Genomic DNA, 25,700 nt, shown 5'->3' with positions numbered 1-25,700 from the left:
CTAGGCTAAGATTTTCTGAGATCTATGGCTAAAGTTGATCGATAGCCTGGTTGATAGCTTGGGTGATCGGTTGAGCCGTAGGGGAATAAGAGTGTGGGGAAAGTCGTTAAGAATCGACTGGTTTGGTCAGAAATAACACAGCCAAAAAGTAGCAGAACTAACAAGTAAAAGCGCCGGCATAGAGCCAGCGCTTTTGAGTAATCATAAGTGATTATTCGTCGTCGAACTGTTTGATCGTGAACGCGTCTTCGATTCGGTTAAGCTCTTCTTGTTCTTTCACTCGCTTCTCTTCTTGCAGAGTCGCTCTCGTTTCGTTGAAACGTTTTTTCTCTGACTTAGTCAGGAATTTTACAGCTTTTTTGTTGGTCAGTGCGTAAGCAACTACGTCTTCACCTTTTTCTCTGCGGTCGTTTACGCGTTGTGAGAAACGTTCATTGTCGCGAGCTTTACGCTCCGCTGAGGTCAACTTGCTCATGCTTTAAAGCCTTTTCAATTATTCATGGTAGGGAATCTACGCTTAGCGAAACAAATGGGGACTGCTTAGTGTCAGTCTAGTCCATTTGTATGCTGGTGGCGCATCTTAGCACAATGGCTTGAGCATGCAGGTATGCTATTCGAGGGATCAAACAAAACAGCCCACAATTTTCGTTGTGGGCTGTTTTGTTACGTACTGTAGATGTAGTCATCGTTTTAAAACTAAGAATCAGAAACGGCAGTTACATCAAATCTTCTCGATGTATAAGATGACCTCTCCGACTTTAAAGCCAAACTTAGACATCTCAGTCTTGTTGAACAAGCGTTTATCGTCCATTAAGAACATCCAATCATCGAGCACCACTTCATAGGTGCTGCCGTCTACTTCAATCTCTAAGTCATATTTCCAATACAGCGCAGAACCTTGGGTTTCACCATAAGCGGTTCCAACGACATCGTTGGCAGTCCCAGAATAGGTGTTTTCGCCCGTTTTGATTAGATTCCAAACGCGAGTTGAGCGCTCGCCATCAGCAAAAGAGAACCACTCTTTTATTTCTCCGTTGTCACCGTCCCAAGTCGCGATCAGTTTGGCATCAAAGCGGCGCAGTAAGTTACCAGAGCGGTCTAGCACCATGCCGTAGGCCATTAGCTCGCCATTAAAAAAGGTTTCAAGCTTGAGCTCTGGCGTAGTGTCGACATGGTCTTCTAAACTTGCAGAGCCACAGCCCACTAGCCAAGTGAGTGAAAAAAATGCCAGAGCAAATTTTATTATTGTTGTTTTTGGATTCATTTGTTCAAACCTAAAAGTTGTTTACGAAGACCGGGTTCAGAGGTGTTTTCAGACAACCAAATCGCTAGAAAGGCTTCACCAAATTGCTTGTCTTGGATGGTGCCGATCGGTTGTTCATCGAAATAAAAACGACTTACGTTATCTTCAGCGACACGAATCGTGAGTGTGCTTCCTTCTTCCACGTTCGGCCACATCGCGTACAAGGGTTTCAACCAACGTTGAATGTTGCTGTCAGAGTAGCCAAGCTTGTTCCACTGATCTTCGGTAGCGTCTACGAGGTCTTTGCTATCGATAGAGCGGTAATACTCAAGCTTCAAAGCTCGTTCGGAGTTGGTTGGAGTCGCGTAGAATTCTGCCGAGTAGAGAGTCCAAAACAGGTAACTCATTTCACCCTCACCACGTTTGTTCAGATCATCGACAGCAGAGGCTCTAGCGTGTCCGGCAAATAACAGCGCAGCAAAGATTAACGGGAGAGTAATAAAGCTTAGAAGTGTGTTTTTTGCTTGCTGATGAGCGCGAACAATACCTCGCTCAGGTTTGAACGTTTGTGTCGGGTTGCGTGGATAAGCCATAAGTCACCTCGTTATTGCCATTTTAGGTTGTATTAAGTTGGAGTAGGCGGCCACCAGTAAGGGCAACAAAATCCCCCAACTTATTGCAAGGGCAGCAACTACCGATGCATCTGGCCAAGTAGTAAGAAGAGCACCTGCTTTGATGCCTCCCCAATAACTACTAGTACCTGCTACGAACCCTATGACAAACAAGATCACTTTCGAGCATTTTAAAAGCCAATTTAGGCTGTGGTTAAAACTGATTAAGAACATGATCCACAGGCAGACAAGCCACACCGGGAACCACGATTGATTCGCAATTTCAGAGTCGACGGCAAACACGCCGAAGTGGAGTAAGAGGCTATCAAGCAATAGCCCCAATGGTAATAAAATGAGTATCTTCAAATCGCTACTGCGAGTCGGTGATAGAAGGAAGTGAACCACTACAATCAGTGGTGTGACGAACGGGGCTTGCGCGGTAAAGAAAGCACTGCAAACCCAGGTCGCTTGAAACAGTACGAGATTAATAATCCAAAACCGCTTCATCTTTTTCTCCAAAGTAACGAGGTTTTCTTGCGACTACATGGTGAGTGCTGATCACGCGCTCTTTGAATGCGCCTTCACAGTAGCAGAAGTAGAAGATCCACAAGCGTTTAAACTCTTCTGAATAGCCGAGAGACTCTAGCTCTTCCCAACTATTTTCAAAGGCGATGTTCCAATCATTCAGCGTTCGAGCGTAGTGCAGGCCAATGTCATCAATTTCTTGAACCACAAGGTCGGTGCTGGTCGCAAGGTGTTGGGTCATCACTGAAACAGAAGGTAGGCAACCGCCGGGGAAGATGTACTTCTGAATAAAGTCGACACCTTTGCGGTATTTGTCGTAACGGCTGTCAGCAATAGTAATTGCTTGAATCAGCATCTTGCCTGAGGGCTTAAGTAGCGAGGAACATTTTTCAAAGAAGGTTTGTAGATACTCATGTCCGACCGCCTCTATCATCTCGATCGAAACCAACTTGTCATACTCACCAGTGAGATTGCGATAATCCTCTTTGAGCAGGGTGATTTTGTCGGTTAAACCAAGCGCTTTTACTCTCTGTTCAGCAAGTGCATGTTGGGCATCTGAGATCGTGGTAGTGGTGACGTGGCAACCGTAGTGTTGCGCCATGAAGATGGCTAAGCCGCCCCACCCTGTGCCTATCTCGACCACGCTATCTTTCTCAGACAGTTCTAGTCGCTCACAGATGGTTTTCATTTTGTTTTGTTGAGCCTTCGACAAGGTTTCTGCGTCTTCGCTGTAGATTGCGGAAGAGTACTGCATCGAGCTATCTAAGAAGCGCTCATACAGCTCGTTGCCAATATCGTAGTGGGCGAGAATATTTCGCTTAGAGCCTTGCTCGGTGTTGGCATTCTTACGACGCAGCAATAGGTTTTTGATGCGAGAAATCCATTGTGTCTTGTCATCAAGTTCATCCAATTGGGCTTGGTTACGAGCCATGATTTGAATCACACGCGTTAGATTTGGGCTGGTCCATTTACCATCGATGTATGCTTCAGATGCGCCGATACTGCCGTTGATGACCACATCTCTAAAAAAGGTCGCATCATGAATCACGATTCGACCTTTCAAGTCTGCTTCTCGATCACCGAACACCGAATGCTGGTCGCGCTCAATGATCTCGAGCGTCGCGAATTGCAGGCTTTCTAACACCTTGAAGATTAAAGCTCGATATTTACAGTTGCTTGAAACAGCAACGGCTTTAGCTTGTTGTTCAATATTGTTGTTTTGTTTGGCAAGCTGTTCCATGTAAACCTCGCTGATAACTCATTCTAATATTTTGTGCCAACTAAGCTGAGTTCTGCTCCTTGATTGGAGCGAACCCAAGCTTCAATTGAGTTCTTTCATGTGCGCTTAAGACGTTGAGTCTGGATGCGCCACAAACGGTACTTTTTTCAGGAATAATTTGAGAGCCTGATAATAAATTCCCATCACGACTTTTATCGTCATCGCCGGAATCTTGAATACCGTTCGTCTAATGTTTGTCTTGGTTACTGACTGCTTCGTCAGAGCCAGTGTCGCATCGAAAAGCTTGTCGTCTCGGCGGCTTTCGATGTGAACTAACGTGCGTTTCGCTGGTGGCTTAATCTTCCAAAAATAAGTCATGTTCAAATCCATGAACGGCGAAACGTGAAACTCTTTTTTTACCTTCAATTCTTGGTGCATGTCGATGAGATAGTAGTGTCTTTCTCGCCAAGGCGTGTTACTCACCTCAGCCAACATGTACTTACAATCTCCAGTCTCGTCATAACAGAAGAAACAGTTGATTGGGCTGAAGTAGATGCCTAAACAGCGGCACTGAGCCAGCATCGTCACACGGTTTGAATCAGACCAAACCCCACCAAGTTGTTGCACTTTGGAAGCTATACGTTGCTTAAGTGATTTTGGTTCATCCGTGGTGACATTTTCTTTTTTTTCAGCGAGATAATCCGATTCGACAAAGCGAATCGGGTTGTACCAACGAGTTCCGAACAGCGCACTGCGCGCTGTGGTTTGGGGCAGCTCATCAAGATCTAACCCCATCATATACAGCTGATAGCTGAACTCATGAGTGATGTCGCCAAAGCGGCGATGTCTGACGTTACCCCAATAGATACCGCTGAGCTCTTCACTCTTTTCGGATGCGATCCCCATCTCGGGTGTCAGGGTTTGACTGTTCATAGCGCGGAACTCGTACTCAAATCTAAACCGAAGCGTTTGGTCACATCGAGTGCACTGTGGACACCGTCTTCATGGAAGCCGTTATACCAATAAGCGCCAGCAAAGTGCGTCTGGTTTTTGCCACAGATTTGCTCACGCTTGTGCTGAGCTTCGACCGTGTTCGAATTAAGTACCGGGTGATGATAAACAAAGCTGCGAATAATTTTTTCTGGGTCGATGGCTTCGCTTTGATTCAAGGTGACACAGAAGGTGTCTTGGCTTTCGATGCCTTGCAGAATGTTCATGTTGTACGTGACACAAGCAGGTCGTTTACTGTCGCCATCCAACATGTAGTTCCAACTTGCCCAAGCCAGTTTTCTATCTGGGAGTAAGCGAGTATCGGTGTGCAGAACCACTTCATTGCGGCTGTATGGGATCTCGCTCAGTACCTGTTGCTCTTGTTCTGTTGCATCACCAAGCAAGCGTAAGGCTTGGTCTGAGTGGCAAGCAAAGATTACTTCGTCGAAACCTTGTGCGCTGCCATCTTCAAATTCAATCGTGACGCCTGTTTCTTGGCGAGTCACTTGTTTAATCGATGTATTCAGTGCAACAGTCTTACTTAGGCGTGAAAGGATGATTTCAACATAAGAACGCGATCCCTTTGGTATCACATACCACTGAGGACGGTTCGCGATATCGAGCAATCCATGGTTGTAGAAAAACTGAATGAAGAACTTGAGCTCAAACTCTTCCATTTCTTCCAAGCTTGTCGACCAAATCGCCGCGCCCATCGGTAAGATGTAGTGCTGGCTGAAAAAGTCGGAAAATTGATTATCTCGTAGGAAACTGCCAAGGGTAACGTCTGGTGTGAATTCATTGCTTTCAAACTGAGCCTTACACAGCTTGTTGAACTTGAGAATGTCAGACACTAAAGACCAGAACTGAGGTTTGAAGATGTTGCTCCTCTGCGCGAATAACGAATTAATGCTGTGGCCGTTGTATTCAAACTTGGTCGTCGTGTTGTGGACGCTGAAGCTCATCTCAGTCGGTTGCCTTTCGACATCGAGTTGTTCTAGAAGCTGATTGAAATTCGGGTAGGTTCGATCGTTGAATACGATGAAACCTGTATCTATCGAAAACGCCGAGCCTTGATGTTCAATATCAACGGTCGCGGTGTGCCCCCCAACGTAATCATTCTTTTCGAATACTGTTACGTCGTGGTGCTTATCTAATATATGCGCGCAAGTGAGTCCAGAGATACCTGAACCAATAATGGCGATTTTCTTCATTGTTATACCATCCTTGAAGCGAGTTTTTGCCAAACTGGAGTTGGAAGCATTCTTAGTAGCTTCATCAACATGATGAATCGTCTTGGGAAATCAATTTCACTCTTTCCTTGAGCGATACCATTTACGATTCGCTGAGTTGCGGCCTCACTACTAATAATCATAGGCATAGAGAACGTATTTCGCTCGGTTAATGGCGTTTCAACAAAGCCAGGGTGCACAATTGAGACATGAATGTTGTGCGTTGCCAGATCAACCGAAAGTGTTCTGCCTAAGTAGGTGAGAGCTGCCTTTGAAGCGCCATAAGCCTCGGCTCTTGGCAAAGGTAAAAAGCTGGCGCTGGAGCTGACTAAAACCAAACGGCCGCCGGGCTTGATGTTTTTTAACCAAGCTTTAAGGGCGTAGCCAATTGAAATTAGGTTTATGTTGATGACGCGCTCGAATAGCTCGGCATCAAAGTTCACTGGGTCGTCGATGTACTCACAATCACCTGCATTTAAAATCAGCAGGTCGAGCGGCTTGTCTTGGTCGAGTTCTGGAAAGTTGTGGTAATCAGTCAGATCGAAACAGAGCGGTGTAATTGATGAATGCGCGATGTCTGTATCGTGAGAATCAACTAAGGCTTGCAGTTTGTCTGGATTGCGGCCACAAGCAATCACCTGATGCCCTTGCTGAGCGTAATCTTTAGCTAGGGATTGGCCGATACCAGAGGTCGCGCCTGTAATCATAATACGCATTATCGGCTCGCCCTCTTTTTGATGGATTTGATCGCGCAGCCCAGTACTGGAATGTGTTCGTACAACATAGAGCCGACGTCGAGGTAGTCTCTGTGGTAGACCACTTGACCGTCGAGCATCTTAAGGTGGCTGTGCCCTTGTACTTCGATTGGCTTTTGCCCATTTAATTGCTTGTGAGCAAACTGCATCGTCCAGTAAACGGAAGCTTCGTCGTTCGCTTCGAAAGTGTGTTCGATATGAAAGTAACAGCTGGTTACTTGGGTGTAGAGGTTCTCGAAGTAGTGCGTAAGCGCCGAAATACCGCTGACATGATGCAGCGGATCTTGGAATTCAATATCAGGGTGATAAACCGTCTTAAGCACGTCGAAATTGTCGGTTCCGAGTTCTCGATACATGTTGAGAAAGTTATCAAGCCATAGAGAGTTATCCATAATATTCACTCTAATTATTTGAAGAAGGCTAAGGCTCTCAATCGTGCTTCTTTATGCTCAACGATGGGTTGCCAGTATTCGCTGTCTATTCCGTTTTTAGCGATAAAGTCATGTGGGAAATGTACATGCTTATCTGGGATATTTTGCAGCTCTGGTATGTACTTACGAATAAAAATTCCTTTTGGATCAAACTTTTCACTCTGAGTGATTGGATTGAAAATTCGGAAGTAAGGTTGAGCATCACAGCCAGTACTTGAAGCCCACTGCCAGCCACCATTGTTGGCACTAAAGTCTCCGTCGATAAGGTGCGACATAAAGAAACGCTCGCCCCAACGCCAGTCAATAAGCAGGTGCTTGGTTAGGAAGCTTGCCACCACCATTCTTAGTCTGTTGTGCATCCAGCCCGTTTCAACCAGTTGACGCATTGCGGCATCAACCAATGGATATCCTGTTTTTCCTTCGCACCAAGCTTTGAAGCTAGGATGATCGTGATACCAATCTAAACCATTGTATTTTTGCTGAAAGTTAGCACCTTTGACCAGTTTAGGGTGGTGGAACATCAAATGCTTATAAAAATCTCGCCAAATCAATTCATTGAGCCAACAAAAGGCCGGTAATTGCGTATCAAATAACAGATCGGGTTGCTGCTGAATCAATTGAATCGCTAACCAACGTGGGCTCACGGCGCCAATCGCTAAATAAGGTGATAGCCCCGATGTTCCTTTAACTGAGGGAATATCTCTCAGACGTGCGTAGTCGTTGACTTTATTGCCTAAGAAATTGGGGATCACATTGCCCAATACATCTTGGCTTAATGGCCAGCGACTCGAATCAACACGCGGAAAATCGAAATCATAGTCAGCAGAGATGGTTAAGGCTTGTAAGTCGTCAGGAAGCTGTGTTTGTGAACGTTCAGCTGACTCGACAGGAGCTGGACTGCAGATGATGCCTTTCACCTGAACTTCTTTTAACCAAGCGTTCTTAAAGGGCGTAAAGACTTTGAACATCTCGCCTTGTTTGTTGAGAACGCTACCGAGTGGCAGCATAACGTCACAATCGCTGATCTTCAGGTTTAGGCCGCTTGAAATCAGCTTTTTATCGCGAGCTTGTTCATCGACCTCTGGTTCAGAGTTAGCGTAGACGCACTTGGCATCAAGCTGCTGGCACAAATCGATGAGCTGTTTGGATTGGTCGTCAAAGTCGCTAGCTTTCAGGTGAAGCAACGTTATCCCGAATTCAGCGAGCTGGGAATCGAGTTGTTTTAGATGACGATAGATGAAATCAGCTTTGATCGGCGCAAGGTGGTGTTGCCGCCACGTTTGAGGCGTTGAAATGAAAACGGCGGTCGTTACGCCGTTTTCAACTGCCGCGACGAGCGCTGGGTTATCGTGAATCCGCAGGTCTCGTCGTATCCATAGTATGTCGCTCAATATCCGTATCTCAGTTTAAGTTCTTGAGGGTGCGGGTTTAGGTAAACCTGTGATTCTAGGTATTCGTTCGGGTATTCCATCAGGTAGTGATTGATCAGTGTCAGTGGCACTAGCAGTGGAACAACGCCCTCTCTGAATGATGCGATCTGGTTGGTCAGCTCTTGCTTGTGAGCGCTACTCAGTTGTTTTTTAAAGTAACCCTGCAAATGATGCAGCGTATTGGCGTGACTGCCTCGATTCGCGTGATGAGACAACGCCGTCATCAAGCCTTCGATGTATTGAGCCGCTAGTTCGTCGATATCTAAATCATTACCCGCTAGCAGTTTGCCTAAGCTTTTGTAACCCTCAACGTGGTGACACATGACTAGATATTTGTGGGCGCTGTGGAACTGAATCAGTTTGTGCTTGGTCACACCTTCATCCACAAGATCGAGCCATTTTTGGTAAGTGAACACTCGAGTCATGAAGTTTTCACGCAAAATGGGATCGTTAAGGCGGCCGTTTTCTTCAACGGGAAGTAACGGGTTGCCGTCCATAATTTGTTGGGTGAACATGCCTATGCCTGTCGATTCAGAGCCGCGACCATGGTGGTGGTACACCTTCACGCGCTCCATGCCGCAGGTTGGGCTTTTTTGACACACAATAAAGCCAGCAATGTGTTGGTTTTTCTTTGAGTAGTTTTGACCGAACTCGATCAGTTCGTTGGTCACATCACCTGAGCCATCAGGGCGAGAAACATGGATGATGTCATCTAGCATTCTTGTTTGACGAATGGTTGGACGAGGGGTTGGAAGACCAACAGCCATCTCTGGGCAAACAGGTTCCAATTCCACGTAGTCTGCTAGGTCGTCTGTACAAAAACGAGAGCGTTTATGACCTGTGTCGAAACGTACTTTATGTCCAGCAACACATGCACTGATACCGATTTTGATTTTCTTTTCCATTGGCCAACTCCTTTGCTCTTGCTCTGAGCTTTTTCTTATAGTTCAACATTGCTAATCGTATTTACAGAGCTGGGTGTGTTTTTACTTTGACACCGTAGTTGTTTTTATTCAGATGTATTGACGATATACAGGATAGCTTTATGCCATCCTGTATATTTATAGCCTGCAACTGGGTTAATAGATATATTTTCCAAGTGGATTGAATAGTTGGCTCACACCTTTTGTGAAGTAAAGCGCATCACTTGAAACGGTTAAACAGACACAACCTTCTTTTGTTGCCGGTTGATGAGTGTGATTGCCATCCAACCAGATGAAGTCACCTTTGTTGTAAACGCCCATTTCGTCTTCGAAACTGCCCTCTAGAAGAAGCGTGATCTCGAAGCCTTTGTGGGTGTGGCAAGGCACTTGTCCATCTTTGTCGATGTGCAACAAGCTGGTGTGGTGTGCTTCGTCAGCAAAATCGAGTCTTGCTCGTGAAATTTTGCCTAGGTTCATCCAGTCCTTTCTCGCTACTGAGTTTAGAGCGCGAGGGATTGTGAATGTCGTGTCAGCAACAGTTACTTTCTGAACCTCTGGAGTCACTTCAACAGACTGAGAAGTATCAGCTGTGATTTGCTCTATCGCGTCAAAATCAAAGTCCATGTCGTCCATTGAGAAGCTGTCTAGATCTTCATTTGAGAATACTGGCTCTGCGTCAAAAGCATTATTCGCTGCTACAGCTGTAAGCTGCTTGACTTGTTGTTGGCAGTGTTCACACAGCTCTACATGGCTAGAAACAATCAAAGAAACTGAATCAGCCAACGTGCCATCGACGAAGTCTTTCAAGATTGCCGCGTTTGGGTGATGTTTAATCATGGTCTTGTTCCCCCATGTGAACTTTTAATTTGGCTAAAGCGAGTCTCAGACGTGATTTCACTGTTCCAAGTGGGACGCCAAGTTGCTGAGCGAGTTGCTCTTGAGAGAGCTCTTGAAAGTAAACGCCTTTGACGATGGTTTTCTGAGCGAGAGGCAACTTTTCTATTTGAGTCATTACGTGTCGGCTCATCAAATGGTCACCGAATGGCAAATCTTCGCTTTGAGACTCGGCTACCATCGCATCGATTGGCCAGATATCGTCGGCTATCGTTTGTTCGGCTTTCGCTTTCACTTTGCGCAACATGTCGAATGCTGCATTACGCATTACCGTGTAGACCCAAGTGGTCGCAGCGCCTTTATCTACATTGTAGAGATGTGCTTTCTTCCAAACATTAGTCATCGTGTCTTGAACTAGCTCGTTTGCAGCAGCTTCGCCACCCAACTTACTGATACCAAAACGCTTGATCTTAGGAGCGAAGAACTTGAACAAACAGGTGAACGCCTGCTTGTCTCTGTCTGTACCAACCAACACCAGCCAGCTCGAGAGCTCTGTCGGTACTTTGTTGTCTGTAGGTACTTTGTTATCGGGAATAATGACATGCTCCTTGCCGTTCCCTGAACTTCTGCTTTCCACTTGCATAGTAACTAACCATCATGCGAATTTGATGGGCACTACGTGAAAGGAGAAAGTCGGGATCACTTTAATTTAAATTAATTTCTACTATACAAAATTATAGTGAAGAAAAGTGCTTATTGCCCCGTAATGATTTGATTCAAAAAAGGAACTAGAGACGGAAAACTGGCTGGCTCAGTAAATTCTGTTTTCTTTTCCAGTGGGATAGGCATCATTTCGAGCAATCGCGCACAGATCCATTGTGGGCTCTCAAAATCAGGAGTGGGATAGAGTGTTCTTATCGAATCGTGGTCGCGAAACAACTGAACCAAAAAAGCGGTAAACACGTTAGGCACTTTATATTCATCGGTAGGCCAGTGAGGCAACAAGCTGAACTTACTTTTAATCAGGTCATCATCGTCTCGAAACGACCCATGCAATTGCACCAACTTTTCGCCTTCGACATCAATTTCTAATATCTGGTCGTCCGACATATTGAAGTCGACGATGGTCACCTTTGTTCCCCAAGAGCTGAGATGATCAGAGTTAGATTTGTCTTGAGTGGCGATAATGAAACCATCGCCCTGCGCTGCGTGAGCAACCATCGCGAGATACTTTAGCTCAAAAATGCGCAGTCTTTGTCTGCCTCCCGGTAAAAGGAAGATGGGGAGGGGAAACACAGCGAGCTCCAGAGAAGACTCTACGGGTGTTTCTGGTTCGGCGTCTGTCCGCGTGGTCTTCCTAGGTGAATTCGGCACATAGTACTCCTTAGTTCAGATGTGATTTGAGAAGATATACGCGGGGAGGGTGGTGTTCGATCAATTCGCTTCGGCTTATGTTCGTAAAGGGATAGGTATTTTGTTGCACCTGTTCATAAATTCACTGTTTTTACCTTTTTTCATACGCGTCATTATGTAATATATGTACAAATAGTAAGCGAATGGGTAGTTGCCAGACGATGCTTCTATCTGACGTTCTTCTATACCTAACATCGCATCAAAGGAATGGTCATGATTGTTATTTATGGTATCAAAGAGTGCTTAAATCCAATTAAGTTGCAGCTCTCTAATGTGTTGCAGCAGTGCTTGAACAGTGAAATGGGTTTACCCGATGACAAGCGAGCACATCGGTTTGTGCCATTGGAACGAGATGACTTCTTTTACCCGGAAGGAAGAACAGAAGCCTATACCGTCATTGAGATAAATATGATGGAAGGTCGAGCGGTAAACACCAAAAAGCGCTTAATTAAGAAGATATTTTCTGAGATAGAGAAGCAGTTAGCTATCTCTCCAATTGATATTGAAATTTCCATTAAGGAACAGCCATCGCATTGCTGGGGATTTCGAGGGATGACCGGCGATGAAGCTCAAGATCTGAAGTACAAAGTGAACGTCTAGGGTTTAAGCTCTTAACTCTTAACTCTTAACTCTTAACACGTAAGACTTAAGCCAATCTATCGAGTGACGGCTTTGGAATTTGATGCCAAAGCCGTTTTCCTAGTTCTCGACACTAACCTTTAAGCATTTAAGCATCTAAGCATCTAAGCATCGTCACTCTTTTTTAAATACTGATGCCAATTTTCATTGATCACGTCAAAGTGCTCAACGCAGAACTCTTTTCTGTCTTTCAAATAGTCGTTTTCCACTTCATCGAGCAAGTTCTTATAGGCATCGGGATCGCTGCCATACACCAAGCATAACGTGGAGAAGTAACGCTGCAGGTCGAAACTGTGCTCGTCGATGTATTCCCCCAAGTCGTAATACTCTGGGCGGTCTTCTGACTCGAAAGCGAACATGTCTGCAGCGCTGATAGCAGCGTCGGCCCCATGCTCTACGTAGTTAAGCAGTAGCACGGTTGCTAGGTTATCAACCGCATCTTCTTCTTTACCCAATATGGCAATGTTCTGATCTTCGATATACGCATGCCCAGTCTCGTGTAGCAGGGTGTGCAGCAAGGTATCAATAGCGCCGGTTTGCGCAGATTTCCCATACTCTTTTTCGTATTGGTTCTTCTCAAAGTAATTGAGTGACTCAGCGTAAAAACTGTAAGGGATCAGTACTTGATGGGTTTGTGGATCGTAGAGTGGTCCTTCTTCCCCGCCATATTGAATGGTTAATGGCTTCTCAAACATGAAGAGTTGGTTTGATAGGTCGACCACGGTGTCATTAACGCCACTGCTTTGAATCTCTCGTTTGAGCTGCTCTTCTTCGGTATTTTGCGGTGTAGAGTACTCGACGATTAGGTTACTTTGGGTGGCTTGTTCACTAGATGCATAAGTTGTGGCAAACATTGCACTCAGGGCTAGGCTGCAGGTCAATGTTCGTTTCAATAATGTCATCGGCTATCCTTGTGATTACGTTGCGATTCAGAGTCGTGCTGGGGGTAACAACTCCAAGCTGTGTACCCTGATTTAGTTATTGCGTTAGAGTATAAGTTTAGACGGAATTTTGATGCATCGAGGACTGCAATTTTTGAAGTAGGCGCTATCCTATCAATGAATAATCCGCTTAGAGATTCGCCACAAAGAATAAGTAAGCTGAATGAGCGGTGTCGATGTGATTCGTTTCTATTGGTAATTAACAGATAAATTTCGGTTCAACACAACCCTTGTGCTATACTCCGCGCCCCAATCCGAATTGGCTTGTTTAATCTTAGGAAATTATTATGAGTGTTAAAAACGAACTTCAACAAATTAACAACCGTCTAGACAAGTGTCGCCACAAGTTAGATGCTGCTAAAACTCGTAATGATCGTCCTGTTGTTCGTCAGTTCGAGGAAGAGATTAAGAAGCTAACTAAGAAAATTGCCCAGCTTAAACACAAAGAAAGCTATGATGTGAACCAAGAGCGTAAGTCTCTGGTTGATATGCCATTTAGCCGTGAGATCACTAAGGCTGAGCAAGCGGATATGGGTAAACTTAAAAAGTCTGTTAAAGGACTCGTAATTGTTCACCCAATGACGAAGATCGGTAAAGAACTTCGCATTGAGGTTATGACTGGTTACGCACCGAAAAAATTCTAATTACCAGCGATGGTGATGAAAGAGGAGCTAGAAATAGCTCCTTTTTGCTTTTTTAGGTATTAAGAAAGCAGAGTCAGCGGCATAGATACTCACGCCGTTTTCAACTTTTAGGAGGTGATTGTTGTCACAAATCCTTTTATCTCCTATAAAAGTTAACGTGCTACTAACATGGTACTAAGCGATCGCAGTAATGTGTTCGCTTTTCGAATCCACACTTTCTCTCCAGTTTGTATAAATATAGGTAGAGCAGCACAAATAATTACAGATAAAACTAGACTCATTAGGGAAGATGAGAACGTAAAAAAATAGAGGTTATATGAATCAATTAATTTCAATTGGACCACTAGAATCCTTCCTAATCGCGATTAGTGTTTTGTTTCTAGGTCATTTCGTCAATGCAAAGCTTCCGATTCTCAAAAAGTACAACATTCCAGAGCCCATTGTCGGCGGCTTGATTGTCGCTTTTGCTATTACAGCCCTGCACTTTAACGGCCTTGATCTTGAGTTTTCCTTGCCCCTGCAGAACACGTTTATGTTGATGTTCTTTGCAACGGTCGGTCTTGCGGCGAACTACACGCAGCTGATAAAAGGTGGTGCTAAGGTATTCCTATTCTTAGGGGTAGCGTCGGTTTACATCATTATCCAAAACGGTGTAGGCGTAACCTTAGCTACGGCACTAGGCCTTGAACCCTTGATGGGTTTGATTGCTGGCTCTATCACCCTTTCGGGCGGTCACGGCACAGGCGCGGCTTGGTCTCAAACTTTTGCAGACACGTTTGGCATTGCAAATACGCTAGAAATCGCGATGGCTTCAGCGACCTTTGGTTTGATCATCGGTGGTATTATCGGTAGCCCAGTGGCGCAAAAGCTGATTGATAAAAACCAGCTTGAATCTGAGTACGGCACTGGCACGCAAACACATGAACGCTTCCCTGAACTTGTTACTTACAACGAGTATGAAGAAGACAAAGTGACGGCGAAGAAGGTGATTGAAGTGTTGTTCATCCTTCTTATCTGTATCACGGGTGCGAAGTACCTAGAGCAGTGGGTGGCGACTTTTGAAATTTCTTGGTTGATGATTCCTGACTTCGTTTACGCGTTGTTTATCGGTGTGTTCATCACTAACGTGTTTGAAGTGACTAAGCTGCATAAGACTGACAGCGAAACGGTCGATATTCTTGGTACGGTGTCATTGTCACTGTTCCTAGCAATGGCGCTAATGAGCCTTAAGCTTTGGAACATATTTGACCTTGCGATTCCGTTCTTGGTTATCCTGGCGGTTCAGGCGGTTGTGTTAGGTATCTTCTCTTACTTTGTGACGTTCAAAGTAATGGGTTCTAACTACGACGCAGCGGTTATGGCAGGTGGTCACTGTGGTTTCGGCCTAGGTGCAACACCAACAGCGGTAATGAACATGGGCTCTTTGGTGAACCGTTTTGGTCCTTCACCACAGGCGTTCATGGTGGTGCCAATTGTTGGTGCCTTCTTTATCGATATCGTTAACCTGATTATCCTTCAGGGTTACATCTCGTTTATCGGTTAATGTTCGCCTTTACTTAAACGCAATGTGCTTATCGCACTAAGATGAATACAAGAAAGCCAGTCTGTTGACTGGCTTTTTTTGTTCTTGTTTATCGAGGTTTTCTTGCCTGATACCCCTGCGGTTAGGGCTCTGTCACATCAATAACTAGGGCGTGTTGATCTTTCGAGCTGATTTTTGCAGTGAGTTGCTGGGTATTTATACAAGGCAGAGGCATCGATGTGTAGCTAGCCTACATGAGAAGCCGATAACGCAGTAGAAATGACCAGCAAACGCTGCCCGAAGGGTTCGGGCTGGGCGCCACCGCAAAAAGCGTTTTACTCTTTGTTGAGGGAGGTTTGCTTAGAATGACTAGGCTACTTCTCCCTCGCCGCGATTAAAACGCTTTTGACTAGGCGTCCCCATCCGAACAAAATTTAACCACGAAAGGTCAACACGCCCTAAAGTGTTGTAACGACTTCATCAAGAGCTAGGCGCGCTTTTGGTTTGCCGTAGTTGTAGTCTTCGCCGTCTTTGTGGTAGCCGATAGCTAGCGCTACATCAACAACGTGACCTTCTAGTTCGTCAGCAAACTCTTCGCTGATCATAGCTGCATCTACACCTTCCATAGGTGTTGAAGCGATACCTAGACGAGCTAGTGTGTGCAGTGTGTTACCTAGTGCGATGTAAACTTGAGACTTAGTCCAGTTACCGTTGAAACCTGTTTCGTCTGTGTTCATTTCTGCGAATGCGTAAGCACCTAAGAATTGCTCGTACATTTCAGCTGGTAAGTGACCAGAGCTTACTTCTGTATCAGCACGCTTCGCGAATTTCTCTTTAGTGTACTTAGGATCGTGAGCAAACAGGATCGTGTGTGACGCTTCTTTCGCATGTGGTTGGTTAAACTGGAACATGTTTTCGAAAGTATTGTGGAAGCGTTGTTTTGCTGCGTCACTCTCAATGATGATGAATTTCCAAGGCTGAGAGTTGATAGAAGAAGCTGACAAGCGAAGTGCTTCTTTGATTACTTCCATGTCTTCCGCAGAGATGCGTTTTTCTGCATCGTATTTTTTAGCTGTGTAACGAGTGTTTAGATCAGTAATGATTGGATGAGTCATGTTGAATCCTAATATCTATCAATAATAAATGTTGTAGGGTTTTATGTTCAGTCACGTCAACAATAAACGGATAACGAATTTAAACGAATCTCTATAGATTGAACGTCTAAATAGTTATCGAACATGCCCCAATAAATCGAGTATCTGCGGTAGCTCAAGTCGATGGGTGTAAGATAATAGAAGAATGACTCGGGAAAAATAGCGAACATATCAAATCACTATGGTTATTAATGTCCATAATGATTCAATAAGTGTGATCTTAATGGAGGTGGAATCTCTAGATTCAGTAGCTTAGTACGCTTTGATACCATATTGGCGCAATAATGGCGGAAGTACGCTGTCTAGGTTGGGGATATCTTCTGGCGTGATTTCGATTAAACCAAAACCATGCTCTTCATAGATTTTTCTCGTCGCTTCACGTTTATTTTCGGCGATTGGCGCAGAATCAGTTCCCCAGAACTGGATGTATACTTTGCCACTTGGTAGATAAAAATCGCTGATCACTTCTTTTGATATCGGAAGCGGACGCTCGTACGCATGGACCACTCCTGCCATATAAAGCCAGTTATCAATGATCAGCTCTCCCTTTGATCGAACATAATGCCCGTCTAAGCTTCGGTGCTTCGCCTCAAATTTCTGACGAAAACTGGAGAATGACACATCGGTCGAGTGGCTTTCAGCATCATGCCCTAGGAATTCAACAACAGACTGCTTTAAACGTTTATTGCGAACCAATGAGTCGTGCCATACCACGAATAAGTTTTGAGTCGCTTTGTCTTCTCTTTGTTCACCTCCGGCTTTTAAGCCTGTAGAGGTGACATGCCAACCGTCTTCTTCTTTTGTTATCCAACCAAGCTCGTTGAGCAGTAAGTTGATTTTCTTTGCGCTGAGTTGAAAGGCACTGCCAAGCTGGGTGGCGGTGAGTGTTTTTCCTGAGAATGAGTCCAAATCGATAAGCAGTTTCTCTGGCCAGACAATAAAGACACCAAACTTCTTGTGTTCGACATATTCCCCACCAAAGCTTTCTCCCCGTTCTGTGAGAATCCAACGCTCTTGTGAGCGCACGATATACCCCGCTGTTTTTAGATCGCTAAATAAAGTTTTAGCTTCTATGCCTTTTTGTTTAGCGAGTGCGGATGTGGAAATTTTGTCTGACATAGTCTTTTCTCAAATAGCAGAGTGATCCGCTGATGGGTTTTGGTGAGATACATGATGTGATAGCACAGGCGAGTACCATATCACATCTATCAATGCTAACTGCAGTTCAGTGGTCTATGTTTTTAGTAGAGCGTTAGGTCTCGTTTTGTATGTTTAGCAAAATGTAGCTCAACCTGTAATTAAATTACAGGCATCTCGATTTTGCTCATCTGGGTGCATATTTTATATACGTGACACGATGTTCTTTTATACGGTTTATATAGATCTTAGATGCTATATTTTATTAAATGTGACTTTAATCACTATTTATTTTTAAGTATTACAAAATAAAATGTGATATAGATCGTGTGTTGATGATATCTATTCTCATTAATTTGGCTTTGTAATTTAAATTCATGGTGTTTTTGTGATCTAAGGTGTGCTTGTTAACCCGAAAGTGTTTTTCGTGTGTGATGACTATCACGAAAGTTGGGCTAAGGTGCATTTTGGAAATGTTGTGATACATTTTAATCGACTTTTGAGTACACACTTTCGGTCATTTGACCAACCAATACATTACGGGGTTCTACCTATGTTATCACCAGAAGCAAAGATTAAGGTTCAAAACTTTGGTCGTTTCTTATCCAATATGGTAATGCCAAACATCGGCGCATTTATTGCGTGGGGTTTCATTACTGCACTATTCATCCCAACCGGTTGGTGGCCTAACGAAACGTTAGCATCAATGGTTGGCCCTATGATTACATACCTATTGCCACTATTGATTGGTTACACCGGTGGTAAAATGGTTGGTGGTGACCGCGGTGCGGTAGTAGGTGCCATCACGACAATGGGTGTTATCGTTGGTACTGATATCCCAATGTTCATGGGTGCAATGATTGTGGGTCCACTAGGTGGTATCGCAATTAAAAAATTCGATGAAGCTGTTCACGGTAAAGTGAAGAGTGGTTTCGAAATGCTAGTGAATAACTTCTCTGCGGGTATCATCGGCATGATCTGTGCGATCATCGCGTTCATCGTGATTGGTCCTGCGGTTAAGATTCTATCTGGCGGACTTGCTGCTGGCGTAAACGCAATGGTAGAAGCAGGTGCATTACCTCTAGCATCTATTTTTGTTGAACCTGCGAAAATTCTATTCCTAAATAACGCAATCAACCACGGTATCTTCTCTCCACTAGGTATCCAGCAATCTGAAGAGATTGGTCGTTCAATCTTCTTCTTAATCGAAGCAAACCCAGGTCCTGGTTTTGGTCTTCTACTTGCTTACATGGTGTTTGGTAAAGGTAGCGCGAAGCAATCTGCTGCTGGTGCATCTATCATCCACTTCCTAGGTGGTATCCACGAAATTTACTTCCCTTACGTTCTAATGAACCCACGTCTAATTCTTGCGGTAATCGCAGGTGGTATGGCGGGTGTATTCACTAACGTAATGTTCGATTCTGGCCTTATCTCTCCAGCATCTCCAGGTTCTATCTTCGCAGTCTTACTGATGACGCCAAAAGGCTCTTACATCGGCGTGATTCTATCTGTTATCGCAGCAACGGCAGTATCGTTTGTTGTAGCGTCAATCCTTCTTAAAACATCAGCGCAAGATGATGAGGAAGATTCACTAGAGAAAGCTTCTGCACAAATGAAAGACATGAAAGCGTCTTCTAAAGGTGCAGCAGCAGAAGCAAACGTAAACCTAGCGGATGTAAAAGCAGTTTATGTAGCGTGTGATGCGGGTATGGGTTCAAGTGCAATGGGTGCGGGTCTACTACGTAAGAAAGTAGCAACAGCTGGCCTAGACATTGAAGTGACCAACTACGCAATCAACAATCTACCGGCTGATTCGCAAATCGTTATTACGCATAAAGACCTAACAGACCGTGCTCGTAGCACTGTGCCAGGTGCGATGCATATGTCTCTAAGCAACTTCCTAGACGGCGGTGTATACGACCAACTAGTTGCTGAACTTGTCGATGCTCAAAGTGGTGAAGCGAAAGTAGAAGCTCCGGCGCCTGCTGCAGCTCCAGCACAAGAAGGCAACAAGCTTGCACTGACAGACGACAGCATCTTCCTTGGCCTTAAAGCGACTCAAAAAGAAGACGCAATCAAGTTTGCTGGCGAACAATTAGTAAAACTTGGCAACGTATCACCAGAATATGTAGATGGCATGTTTGCTCGTGAAGAGCTTGTGTCTACTTACCTAGGTGAGTCTATCGCTGTGCCACACGGCACAATCGAAGCGAAACAATATGTACAAAAAACCGGCATTGTTTTCTGTCAGTACCCTGAAGGTATTCAGTGGGGCGAAGATGAAGATGATATCGCGAAGATGGTTATCGGTATTGCCGCACAAGGCGATGAGCACAACATGGTGCTGATGGCTATTACCAATTCACTCGATGATGAAGAAGCTGTGGAATGCCTACAGAACACAACAAACCCTGCTGATGTTCTACGTATTCTCAACGGAAACTAAAAAGCTCTAGTCAAGCTCCTGAGTGAAGGAGGCCGGTATCCCCCTACTGGCCTCATTTTCGGTCTTAATCTTTCTAACAAGATTCAGTCTGAATAGCTTACTGCTTAATGCCTAGGGCACATCGTCAAGGCATGTTGTTGAGCAGTTAGCTATCTAGATTCAAATATTTATAAGGTCAAAATTATGAAAGCGTTACATTTTGGTGCAGGTAATATCGGTCGTGGTTTCATTGGTAAGCTTCTTTCTGATGCTGGTATGAAGGTTACGTTTGCTGACGTAAATGAAACGGTTGTAAATGCGTTAATTGAACGCCAAGAATACCCAGTTAAGATTGTTGGCGAAGAGTGTGTTGTCGAAGTTGTTAAGAACGTGACAGCAGTAAACTCAGCGACAAGCGCAGTAGTAGATTGCATTGCTGAGTCTGATCTTGTGACGACTGCAGTGGGCCCTACGGTTCTTAAAATCATCTCTAAGTCTATCGCTCAAGGCATTGAAAAGCGTGCAGCAGCAAACAACACTGCACCAATGAACATCATCGCGGCAGAGAACATGGTTCGCGGTACTAGCCAATTAAAAGCAGCCGTGTTAGAGCACCTTTCTGATGAAATGAAAGCGTTCACTGAAGAGCACATTGGCTTTGTTGATTCTGCGGTTGACCGTATTGTTCCACCGGCAGAAGCGGGCGAAACAGATCCTCTAGCGGTAACGGTTGAAACGTTCAGCGAGTGGATCGTAGATCAAACACAATTCAAAGGTGAGATTCCAAACATCCCAGGAATGGAATGCACTGATAACCTAATGGCTTTCGTTGAGCGTAAACTGTTCACGCTAAACACAGGTCACTTGGTAACGGCATACCTTGGTGTGCTTGCAGGTCATGAGACTATTAAAGACTCTATCGAAGATGACGTAATCCGCGCTGAAGTAACAGCGACGATGGAAGAGAGTGGTGCGGTTCTGATTAAGCGTTACGGCTTTGATCCAGAAGCACACGCTGCCTACATCCAAAAAATTCTTGGTCGTTTTGCTAACCCGTTCCTGCGTGATGAAGTAGACCGTGTTGGTCGTCAGCCAATTCGTAAACTGAGCCCACAAGACCGCCTAGTTAAGCCTCTGAATGGCACATTAGAGTACGGCCTACCGAATGTTCACTTAGTAAAAGCAATCGCAGCTGCGTTCCATTACAAGAATGAAGACGACCCACAAGCGGTTGAACTTCAAGCAATGTTCGCAGAAAAAGGGTTTGCTGAGACATTAGCGCATTATTCTGAGCTGAATAGTGACTCAGAAGTTGTTAAACTAGCGGAAGAAGCTTATCTAGCATTGAAATGATAAACCATCAAAGTGCCACACCAGTGGCACTTTCTTATTGTCGAGCCGTTATGCCAATACAAACTAGCCACGAAACTGAATTACTCGAAGCCCTATCTGAAGCTGAGAGCGCTAGCGCCTGTCTAATGGCGGCTTACGATGCATTGGACGACACGGTAGATGCCGTATTAAAAAACATTTTCAAGAAAGACGACACGGCAATTAAATTTGTTGTTGAACCACTTCTCAACAGTGGCGGGCCGTTAGGCGAGATTATGATCCGCGCTAAGCTGCTATTAGGGCTTGGTGTGATCAGTAAAGAGCTCTACGATGATTTAGAGATTTTCGTTACCTTGAAAGAGTGGGCGAAAATACAAGGTGAAGACACTAGCTTCACAGAAGTCGACGTTATATTTGAGCTCAACAAGGTGCAAGCGATTCAACGCATAATGCCTATCGAATATGACTCGGAGATGGTGGAAACCATGTCGGGCCCAATGCTTCAAATGTTCTTGGGTCGACACAATCAGAAAGTGAAGTCGACGATCGTTTTGGCTATCACTGACATTATCACGACCTTATGCCGAGATAACGCACTGAGTTCTTAGTTCTAGTTTGCAGTCCTGCTTATCTTGTTTCACATCCTACATATCTTGTAGCTGTTCGTTCGTTTCAATCCAAAGCTTAAAATGATGGCGGTTTCTCTCGTTGGAGAAATCGCTTTGTTGTTTTTGTGTCTATCAAAAACTCTCGACACTTTCCCCCGCTTATCAAATACAAAAGTAGAAGATACAAAAAAAGCCACATTCAGTGGCTTTTTCTATTCAAGACGCTCTTTCTATCAAAAAAGCCCTTCTATGCAAGACTATAAGGATTATAGGTCTTGGATGTTCTCAGCTTCTAGCTCTTGGAAGTAGCGTAGAGTCTTAACTTTTAGCTCTTGTTGAGCTGGCTCATCAGCAACGATGATAGCTTTACGGTGCATCTGTAGAGCTGTAACAGTCCACATGTGGTTTACAGAACCTTCGATAGCCATTTGAAGCGCTTGAGCTTTGTTGTGGCCTAGAGAAAGGATCATCACTTCTTCTGCATCTAGAAGAGTCGCAACACCGATAGTTAGTGCGTATTTAGGAACTTGGTTGATGTCGCCATCGAAGAAACGAGAGTTCGCGATACGAGTGTCTTCAGTCAACGTTTTGATACGAGTGCGTGAAGATAGAGAAGAACCTGGTTCGTTGAATGCGATGTGACCGTCGATGCCTACGCCGCCCATGAACAGGTTGATTTTGCCGTATGAACGGATTTTCTCTTCGTATGCTGCACAGTGAGCATCGATATCTTCAGCTTTGCCGTCTAGCAGGTTGATGTTTTCTGCTTGGATATCAACGTGGTTGAAGAAGTTCTCGTGCATGAATGTGCGGTAAGACTCTGGGTGGTTAGGGTCGATGCCAACGTACTCATCCATGTTGAATGTTACAACGTGCTTGAAGCTAACTTCGCCAGCTTTGTAAAGTTCAATTAGCTCAGCGTAAGTAGTTAGAGGTGTGCTACCAGTAGGAAGACCTAGTACAAATGGACGCTCAGCCGTTGGAGCGAACTTGTTGATTGAATCTGCGATATGACGAGCAGCCCATTTACCTACTTTAGCTTTGTTGCTTAATGGAATAAGTCTCATTGATTTTGCCCCTAGAAATAAAATTTTATAGTGTTCTGAAACATTAATTCGCATTATAAAATAAGTTATCCAGTTCCGCTATTGTTTTAGGTCAAGTTTTTGCTTTTTTCGTCGTAACTGTGACTGGAACTCTCAAAATTGCACAATTATTGTATGGATATTTGGTGGCGTTAAACAAGATTAATACGTTTGTCATATACAGCAATGTTGATCTAATTCAGCACCTGAAAGGGTTGGTGTGTTTCTATGCCTTGATACGATTATTGCAATAATGGCATCGCTCGAACCATTGACGAATTTTGGTGCATTAACGTGTTTCGAGTATAAACAAGCGTTGAGCGTATAGTTGAAACTAGAAAAATAATGATGGCAATGGAGCGCTATCGTGATAAAAGACAGGGGCAGGATGAAGAACGATGAATCTCAGTGGGATGAATACCCATAAGATTGAACGAGAGCTGTGTTTTAGTCACGCTATCGCTATGAATTGTATATAAATATTGGTAAAAATGGATAGGTTGGCTAAACTTACCAATTACAAAGAAGATGTGTGTTTGAAGGCAAAAAAAAGCCCAAAGTGATGAGGTATCACTTTGAGCGATTTTACTAATCTTCTAACACTAACTCACTTTCGTATTCTTCCCTAGATACGTCGCCGCGTTTGCAGCCGTTTAGGGTGTGAAAGCGACGGCGTCCACGAGCCAGTTGAATGTACTTCAACCAAACACGCTCTAACTTGGACTTTGCCTTATGAGGGTGAGACAACACTTTAATGAAGTGTTTTTCTTCTGCATTGATTGGTGCTAGTTCACCAGTTTCAAGTGCAAGCATAGTGTCACCAAACAAGGTTAGGATTTCCTCTTCTGAAAGAGTAAAATCACCCGACTTAGCGAACCCTCTCGGGAATTTAATGGTGTCATAAAAACGTTTTTTTCCGTGTCGGAATTCGGTCTCAGACATATCAGCCTCAGTAATGTGGTTAGATAGAAATTAGTGTTTATTGCTCACGCGAAAATATTGTTAAAAGGCTAAAATAGGAAACAAAATGTTTTTGCCTTTACGATAAACAATCCTAGATCGGCTAGTTAGCAGATTTATTACAGAGATGTATTTGATGGATGTGAAAGTATTTAGAACCTTTCTTGAGGTTGCAAGGGTGCGCCATTTTGGGCGTGCAGCTGAAAACTTGTATTTAACACAAGCGGCGGTGAGTGCGCGGATCAAACAGCTTGAAGGCTATTTTGATACTCAGCTCTTCATTCGTGACCGCAATAACATCAAACTCACATCTTCCGGTGAACGTTTGATTGGTTATGCCGAAGTGATGGTGTCCACCCTACAACAAGCCAAATTTGAGCTGTCGTTAGAGAGTGGTAAAGCCTTGCAGTTAACGCTGGGCGGCACGCCGAATATTTGGGATGCGTATCTGCAAAACTGTTTAAGTGTGGTAACCGACTCTTTTGGTGGTTACGGCTTTATGGCAGAGGTGATGGGGCGCGAGCAACTGAACCGTAATTTGTTAGAACGAACCTTAGATATGGCTTTCGCGTTCGATCAGATCAAAGCAGAAGAGCTGAACTGTAAAAAAGTCGCTGACTTGGTTTTGGTGTTGGTATCAACGCAGCAAGATGATCTGGAATCTGTATTTCAACATAAGTATGTTTATGTGGATTGGGGAACGCGCTTTGGTTCTGAACACGCAGTACGTCACCCTAAAGTGCCAGCACCGTACCTACGTACCTCTACAGCCCGTATCGCCCTCGATTTCATTTTAGAGAAAGGCGGCAGTGCGTATCTTCCGGTGTCTCTAGTCGAACCTTTTATCGATTCGGGTCAGCTGCACAAGGTGAAAGGGGTTGAAGACTGGTATCTCCCAATTTATCTGAGCTACCGTAAAAGCAGTACCTCGGTTGATGCGATCATGCAGGTTGAGAAGTTGGTTAATGAGATTGACCCATCGACGGCTTACACATTGCAGCAAGCCGCTGAACAAGCACCTGAGTAACGGCATTCGCGGTAAGCAGTGGCTTTGCTGATTAGATTCAATAAAAAATGGCTCCCAACTAATTGTATAGTTGGGAGCCATTTTTGTTTTAAACCAGAAATGTACTTCTTTTCGGAACTAGAGATCGTTTCTAATTCCATAAATATCGTTTAGGCCTGGTATGTGTAGCCTTTATTAAAAGCCCTATAGGTTCATTAGATTCTCAATAGACTCTTCAAGAGAGTGTGACATGTACGAATGGATTTGATTGCCATCCGTTGCGTCAATCTCGATCATAGAAATCCCGTTGTCCGCTTTGTCTTCAAGAAAGCTTAGAGACTGCTCGACTGATTGACTGGTGAGAACCTGTTGATTTGATAAAACAATACGACATGTGTGTAGAACCATAGCCTTTTCCTTTTTATATTCGATAGGTCTCTGCATCTTGGCGTGCTAAGTACCGATCGTTGACGTTGTGAGAAGAATGTCCTCTCTAGGTTAAATTTAGTCGAATTGAATAAAATTAAAACCCTTTTTTGTGATTTATCTGACCTTCGCTTCCGAAAGTGGCTAGCGACAATGGTGGTTCACGGTAAACTTTTAGGTATCGGATCAAACGCTATGGTAAGTGGGAAGAGTACGGC

Annotated in this window: 27 protein-coding genes; 7 read left to right on the top strand and 20 right to left on the bottom strand. The window is 44.3% G+C overall.

What is annotated here, in order from left to right; translation table 11 throughout:
- Positions 1-211 precede the first annotated feature (211 nt).
- From AB4154_RS06820 to AB4154_RS06755, 14 genes are all read right to left on the bottom strand, one after another.
- Positions 212-475 carry a hypothetical protein gene (locus tag AB4154_RS06820; RefSeq protein WP_017061275.1) on the bottom strand — a complete coding sequence of 88 codons (264 nt, stop codon included), beginning with the start codon at positions 473-475 and terminating at the stop codon, positions 212-214.
- 246 nt (positions 476-721) lie between these two features.
- Complete coding sequence (locus tag AB4154_RS06815) at positions 722-1,264, bottom strand: DUF3833 domain-containing protein (RefSeq protein WP_017061276.1); 543 nt, start codon at positions 1,262-1,264, stop codon at positions 722-724.
- Positions 1,261-1,836, bottom strand: coding sequence for a chalcone isomerase family protein (locus AB4154_RS06810; RefSeq protein WP_017061277.1), 576 nt, complete (start codon positions 1,834-1,836; stop codon positions 1,261-1,263). Before AB4154_RS06810 ends, AB4154_RS06815 begins: the two co-directional genes overlap by 4 nt.
- A gap of 3 nt (positions 1,837-1,839) precedes the next feature.
- Entirely contained in the window at positions 1,840-2,361 is a 522-nt protein-coding gene (locus tag AB4154_RS06805) for a DUF2878 domain-containing protein (RefSeq protein ID WP_017061278.1), read from the bottom strand.
- The gene (locus AB4154_RS06800; RefSeq protein WP_372122552.1) at positions 2,339-3,619 is read right to left on the bottom strand and encodes a class I SAM-dependent methyltransferase; all 1,281 of its coding nucleotides are present in this window, start codon (positions 3,617-3,619) and stop codon (positions 2,339-2,341) included. Before AB4154_RS06800 ends, AB4154_RS06805 begins: the two co-directional genes overlap by 23 nt.
- Positions 3,620-3,724: 105 nt before the next feature.
- The gene (locus tag AB4154_RS06795; protein WP_017061280.1) at positions 3,725-4,531 is read right to left on the bottom strand and encodes a DUF1365 domain-containing protein; all 807 of its coding nucleotides are present in this window, start codon (positions 4,529-4,531) and stop codon (positions 3,725-3,727) included.
- Entirely contained in the window at positions 4,528-5,799 is a 1,272-nt protein-coding gene (locus tag AB4154_RS06790) for an NAD(P)/FAD-dependent oxidoreductase (RefSeq protein ID WP_136977929.1), read from the bottom strand. The genes AB4154_RS06795 and AB4154_RS06790 overlap by 4 nt, the downstream gene beginning before the upstream one ends.
- Before the next feature lie 2 nt (positions 5,800-5,801).
- Positions 5,802-6,533 carry an SDR family NAD(P)-dependent oxidoreductase gene (locus AB4154_RS06785; RefSeq protein WP_019819978.1) on the bottom strand — a complete coding sequence of 244 codons (732 nt, stop codon included), beginning with the start codon at positions 6,531-6,533 and terminating at the stop codon, positions 5,802-5,804.
- Positions 6,533-6,964, bottom strand: a complete 432-nt coding sequence (locus tag AB4154_RS06780) for a nuclear transport factor 2 family protein (RefSeq protein ID WP_017061283.1) — start codon at positions 6,962-6,964, stop codon at positions 6,533-6,535. Before AB4154_RS06780 ends, AB4154_RS06785 begins: the two co-directional genes overlap by 1 nt.
- Before the next feature lie 14 nt (positions 6,965-6,978).
- Entirely contained in the window at positions 6,979-8,394 is a 1,416-nt protein-coding gene (gene phrB / locus AB4154_RS06775) for a deoxyribodipyrimidine photo-lyase (protein WP_065583940.1), read from the bottom strand.
- The gene (locus AB4154_RS06770; protein WP_017060965.1) at positions 8,391-9,338 is read right to left on the bottom strand and encodes a DUF523 and DUF1722 domain-containing protein; all 948 of its coding nucleotides are present in this window, start codon (positions 9,336-9,338) and stop codon (positions 8,391-8,393) included. The genes phrB and AB4154_RS06770 overlap by 4 nt, the downstream gene beginning before the upstream one ends.
- Positions 9,339-9,512: 174 nt before the next feature.
- A complete protein-coding gene (locus AB4154_RS06765) occupies positions 9,513-10,193 on the bottom strand; it encodes a ChrR family anti-sigma-E factor (RefSeq protein WP_017060966.1) in 681 nt (226 codons plus the stop codon).
- Complete coding sequence (locus AB4154_RS06760; RefSeq protein WP_017060967.1) at positions 10,186-10,833, bottom strand: sigma-70 family RNA polymerase sigma factor; 648 nt, start codon at positions 10,831-10,833, stop codon at positions 10,186-10,188. The genes AB4154_RS06765 and AB4154_RS06760 overlap by 8 nt, the downstream gene beginning before the upstream one ends.
- A gap of 110 nt (positions 10,834-10,943) precedes the next feature.
- Positions 10,944-11,564 carry an LON peptidase substrate-binding domain-containing protein gene (locus AB4154_RS06755; protein WP_017060968.1) on the bottom strand — a complete coding sequence of 207 codons (621 nt, stop codon included), beginning with the start codon at positions 11,562-11,564 and terminating at the stop codon, positions 10,944-10,946.
- A 252-nt stretch (positions 11,565-11,816) separates the two neighbouring features.
- Here AB4154_RS06755 and AB4154_RS06750 point away from each other — a divergent pair, with 252 nt between their 5' ends.
- Entirely contained in the window at positions 11,817-12,203 is a 387-nt protein-coding gene (locus tag AB4154_RS06750) for a tautomerase family protein (RefSeq protein WP_017072356.1), read from the top strand.
- Positions 12,204-12,346: 143 nt separating this feature from the next.
- On the opposite strand, the gene AB4154_RS06745 is transcribed toward AB4154_RS06750, so the two are convergent.
- Positions 12,347-13,144 carry a DUF4344 domain-containing metallopeptidase gene (locus tag AB4154_RS06745; RefSeq protein ID WP_017060970.1) on the bottom strand — a complete coding sequence of 266 codons (798 nt, stop codon included), beginning with the start codon at positions 13,142-13,144 and terminating at the stop codon, positions 12,347-12,349.
- Between the two features lie 326 nt (positions 13,145-13,470).
- On the opposite strand from AB4154_RS06745, the gene AB4154_RS06740 reads away from it, so the two are divergent.
- Positions 13,471-13,827 carry a YibL family ribosome-associated protein gene (locus AB4154_RS06740; protein ID WP_017060971.1) on the top strand — a complete coding sequence of 119 codons (357 nt, stop codon included), beginning with the start codon at positions 13,471-13,473 and terminating at the stop codon, positions 13,825-13,827.
- A gap of 316 nt (positions 13,828-14,143) precedes the next feature.
- Positions 14,144-15,370 (top strand): sodium/glutamate symporter, encoded by a 1,227-nt coding sequence (gene gltS, locus AB4154_RS06735; protein WP_017060972.1) that lies wholly within the window; start codon positions 14,144-14,146, stop codon positions 15,368-15,370.
- A 437-nt stretch (positions 15,371-15,807) separates the two neighbouring features.
- Here the strand turns inward: gltS and AB4154_RS06730 are convergent, their stop codons facing one another.
- Together AB4154_RS06730 and AB4154_RS06725 are read right to left on the bottom strand one after the other, a co-directional pair.
- Complete coding sequence (locus AB4154_RS06730) at positions 15,808-16,464, bottom strand: NAD(P)H-dependent oxidoreductase (protein ID WP_017061511.1); 657 nt, start codon at positions 16,462-16,464, stop codon at positions 15,808-15,810.
- A 291-nt stretch (positions 16,465-16,755) separates the two neighbouring features.
- Positions 16,756-17,622, bottom strand: a complete 867-nt coding sequence (locus AB4154_RS06725) for a hypothetical protein (protein ID WP_017061512.1) — start codon at positions 17,620-17,622, stop codon at positions 16,756-16,758.
- A 571-nt stretch (positions 17,623-18,193) separates the two neighbouring features.
- On the opposite strand from AB4154_RS06725, the gene AB4154_RS06720 reads away from it, so the two are divergent.
- The 3 genes from AB4154_RS06720 to AB4154_RS06710 all read left to right on the top strand — a co-directional run bounded on the left by AB4154_RS06720 (position 18,194) and on the right by AB4154_RS06710 (position 22,005).
- Positions 18,194-20,086 carry a PTS mannitol transporter subunit IICBA gene (locus AB4154_RS06720; protein WP_136974018.1) on the top strand — a complete coding sequence of 631 codons (1,893 nt, stop codon included), beginning with the start codon at positions 18,194-18,196 and terminating at the stop codon, positions 20,084-20,086.
- Between the two features lie 183 nt (positions 20,087-20,269).
- Entirely contained in the window at positions 20,270-21,418 is a 1,149-nt protein-coding gene (locus AB4154_RS06715) for a mannitol-1-phosphate 5-dehydrogenase (RefSeq protein ID WP_017077054.1), read from the top strand.
- Between the two features lie 50 nt (positions 21,419-21,468).
- The gene (locus AB4154_RS06710) at positions 21,469-22,005 is read left to right on the top strand and encodes an MltR family transcriptional regulator (protein WP_193835446.1); all 537 of its coding nucleotides are present in this window, start codon (positions 21,469-21,471) and stop codon (positions 22,003-22,005) included.
- 266 nt (positions 22,006-22,271) lie between these two features.
- On the opposite strand, the gene nagB is transcribed toward AB4154_RS06710, so the two are convergent.
- Positions 22,272-23,072, bottom strand: a complete 801-nt coding sequence (gene nagB, locus AB4154_RS06705) for a glucosamine-6-phosphate deaminase (RefSeq protein ID WP_017057618.1) — start codon at positions 23,070-23,072, stop codon at positions 22,272-22,274.
- A gap of 606 nt (positions 23,073-23,678) precedes the next feature.
- Entirely contained in the window at positions 23,679-24,032 is a 354-nt protein-coding gene (locus AB4154_RS06700) for a DUF413 domain-containing protein (protein WP_017061517.1), read from the bottom strand.
- A gap of 154 nt (positions 24,033-24,186) precedes the next feature.
- Here AB4154_RS06700 and AB4154_RS06695 point away from each other — a divergent pair, with 154 nt between their 5' ends.
- Positions 24,187-25,077: a LysR family transcriptional regulator gene (locus AB4154_RS06695; protein ID WP_136974019.1), complete on the top strand. Its 891-nt coding sequence runs from the start codon at positions 24,187-24,189 to the stop codon at positions 25,075-25,077.
- A gap of 183 nt (positions 25,078-25,260) precedes the next feature.
- Here the strand turns inward: AB4154_RS06695 and AB4154_RS06690 are convergent, their stop codons facing one another.
- On the bottom strand, positions 25,261-25,464 hold the full coding sequence (locus AB4154_RS06690) for a hypothetical protein (RefSeq protein ID WP_017061519.1): 204 nt from the start codon (positions 25,462-25,464) through the stop codon (positions 25,261-25,263).
- Positions 25,465-25,700: the final 236 nt, after the last annotated feature.

It is taken from the genome of Vibrio sp. 10N.286.51.B11 (assembly GCF_041469245.1).
Classification (GTDB): Bacteria; Pseudomonadota; Gammaproteobacteria; order Enterobacterales; family Vibrionaceae; genus Vibrio; species Vibrio crassostreae_C.
Note: the sequence above shows the minus strand (reverse complement) of the source record. Positions and strands in the feature narration are given on the sequence as shown.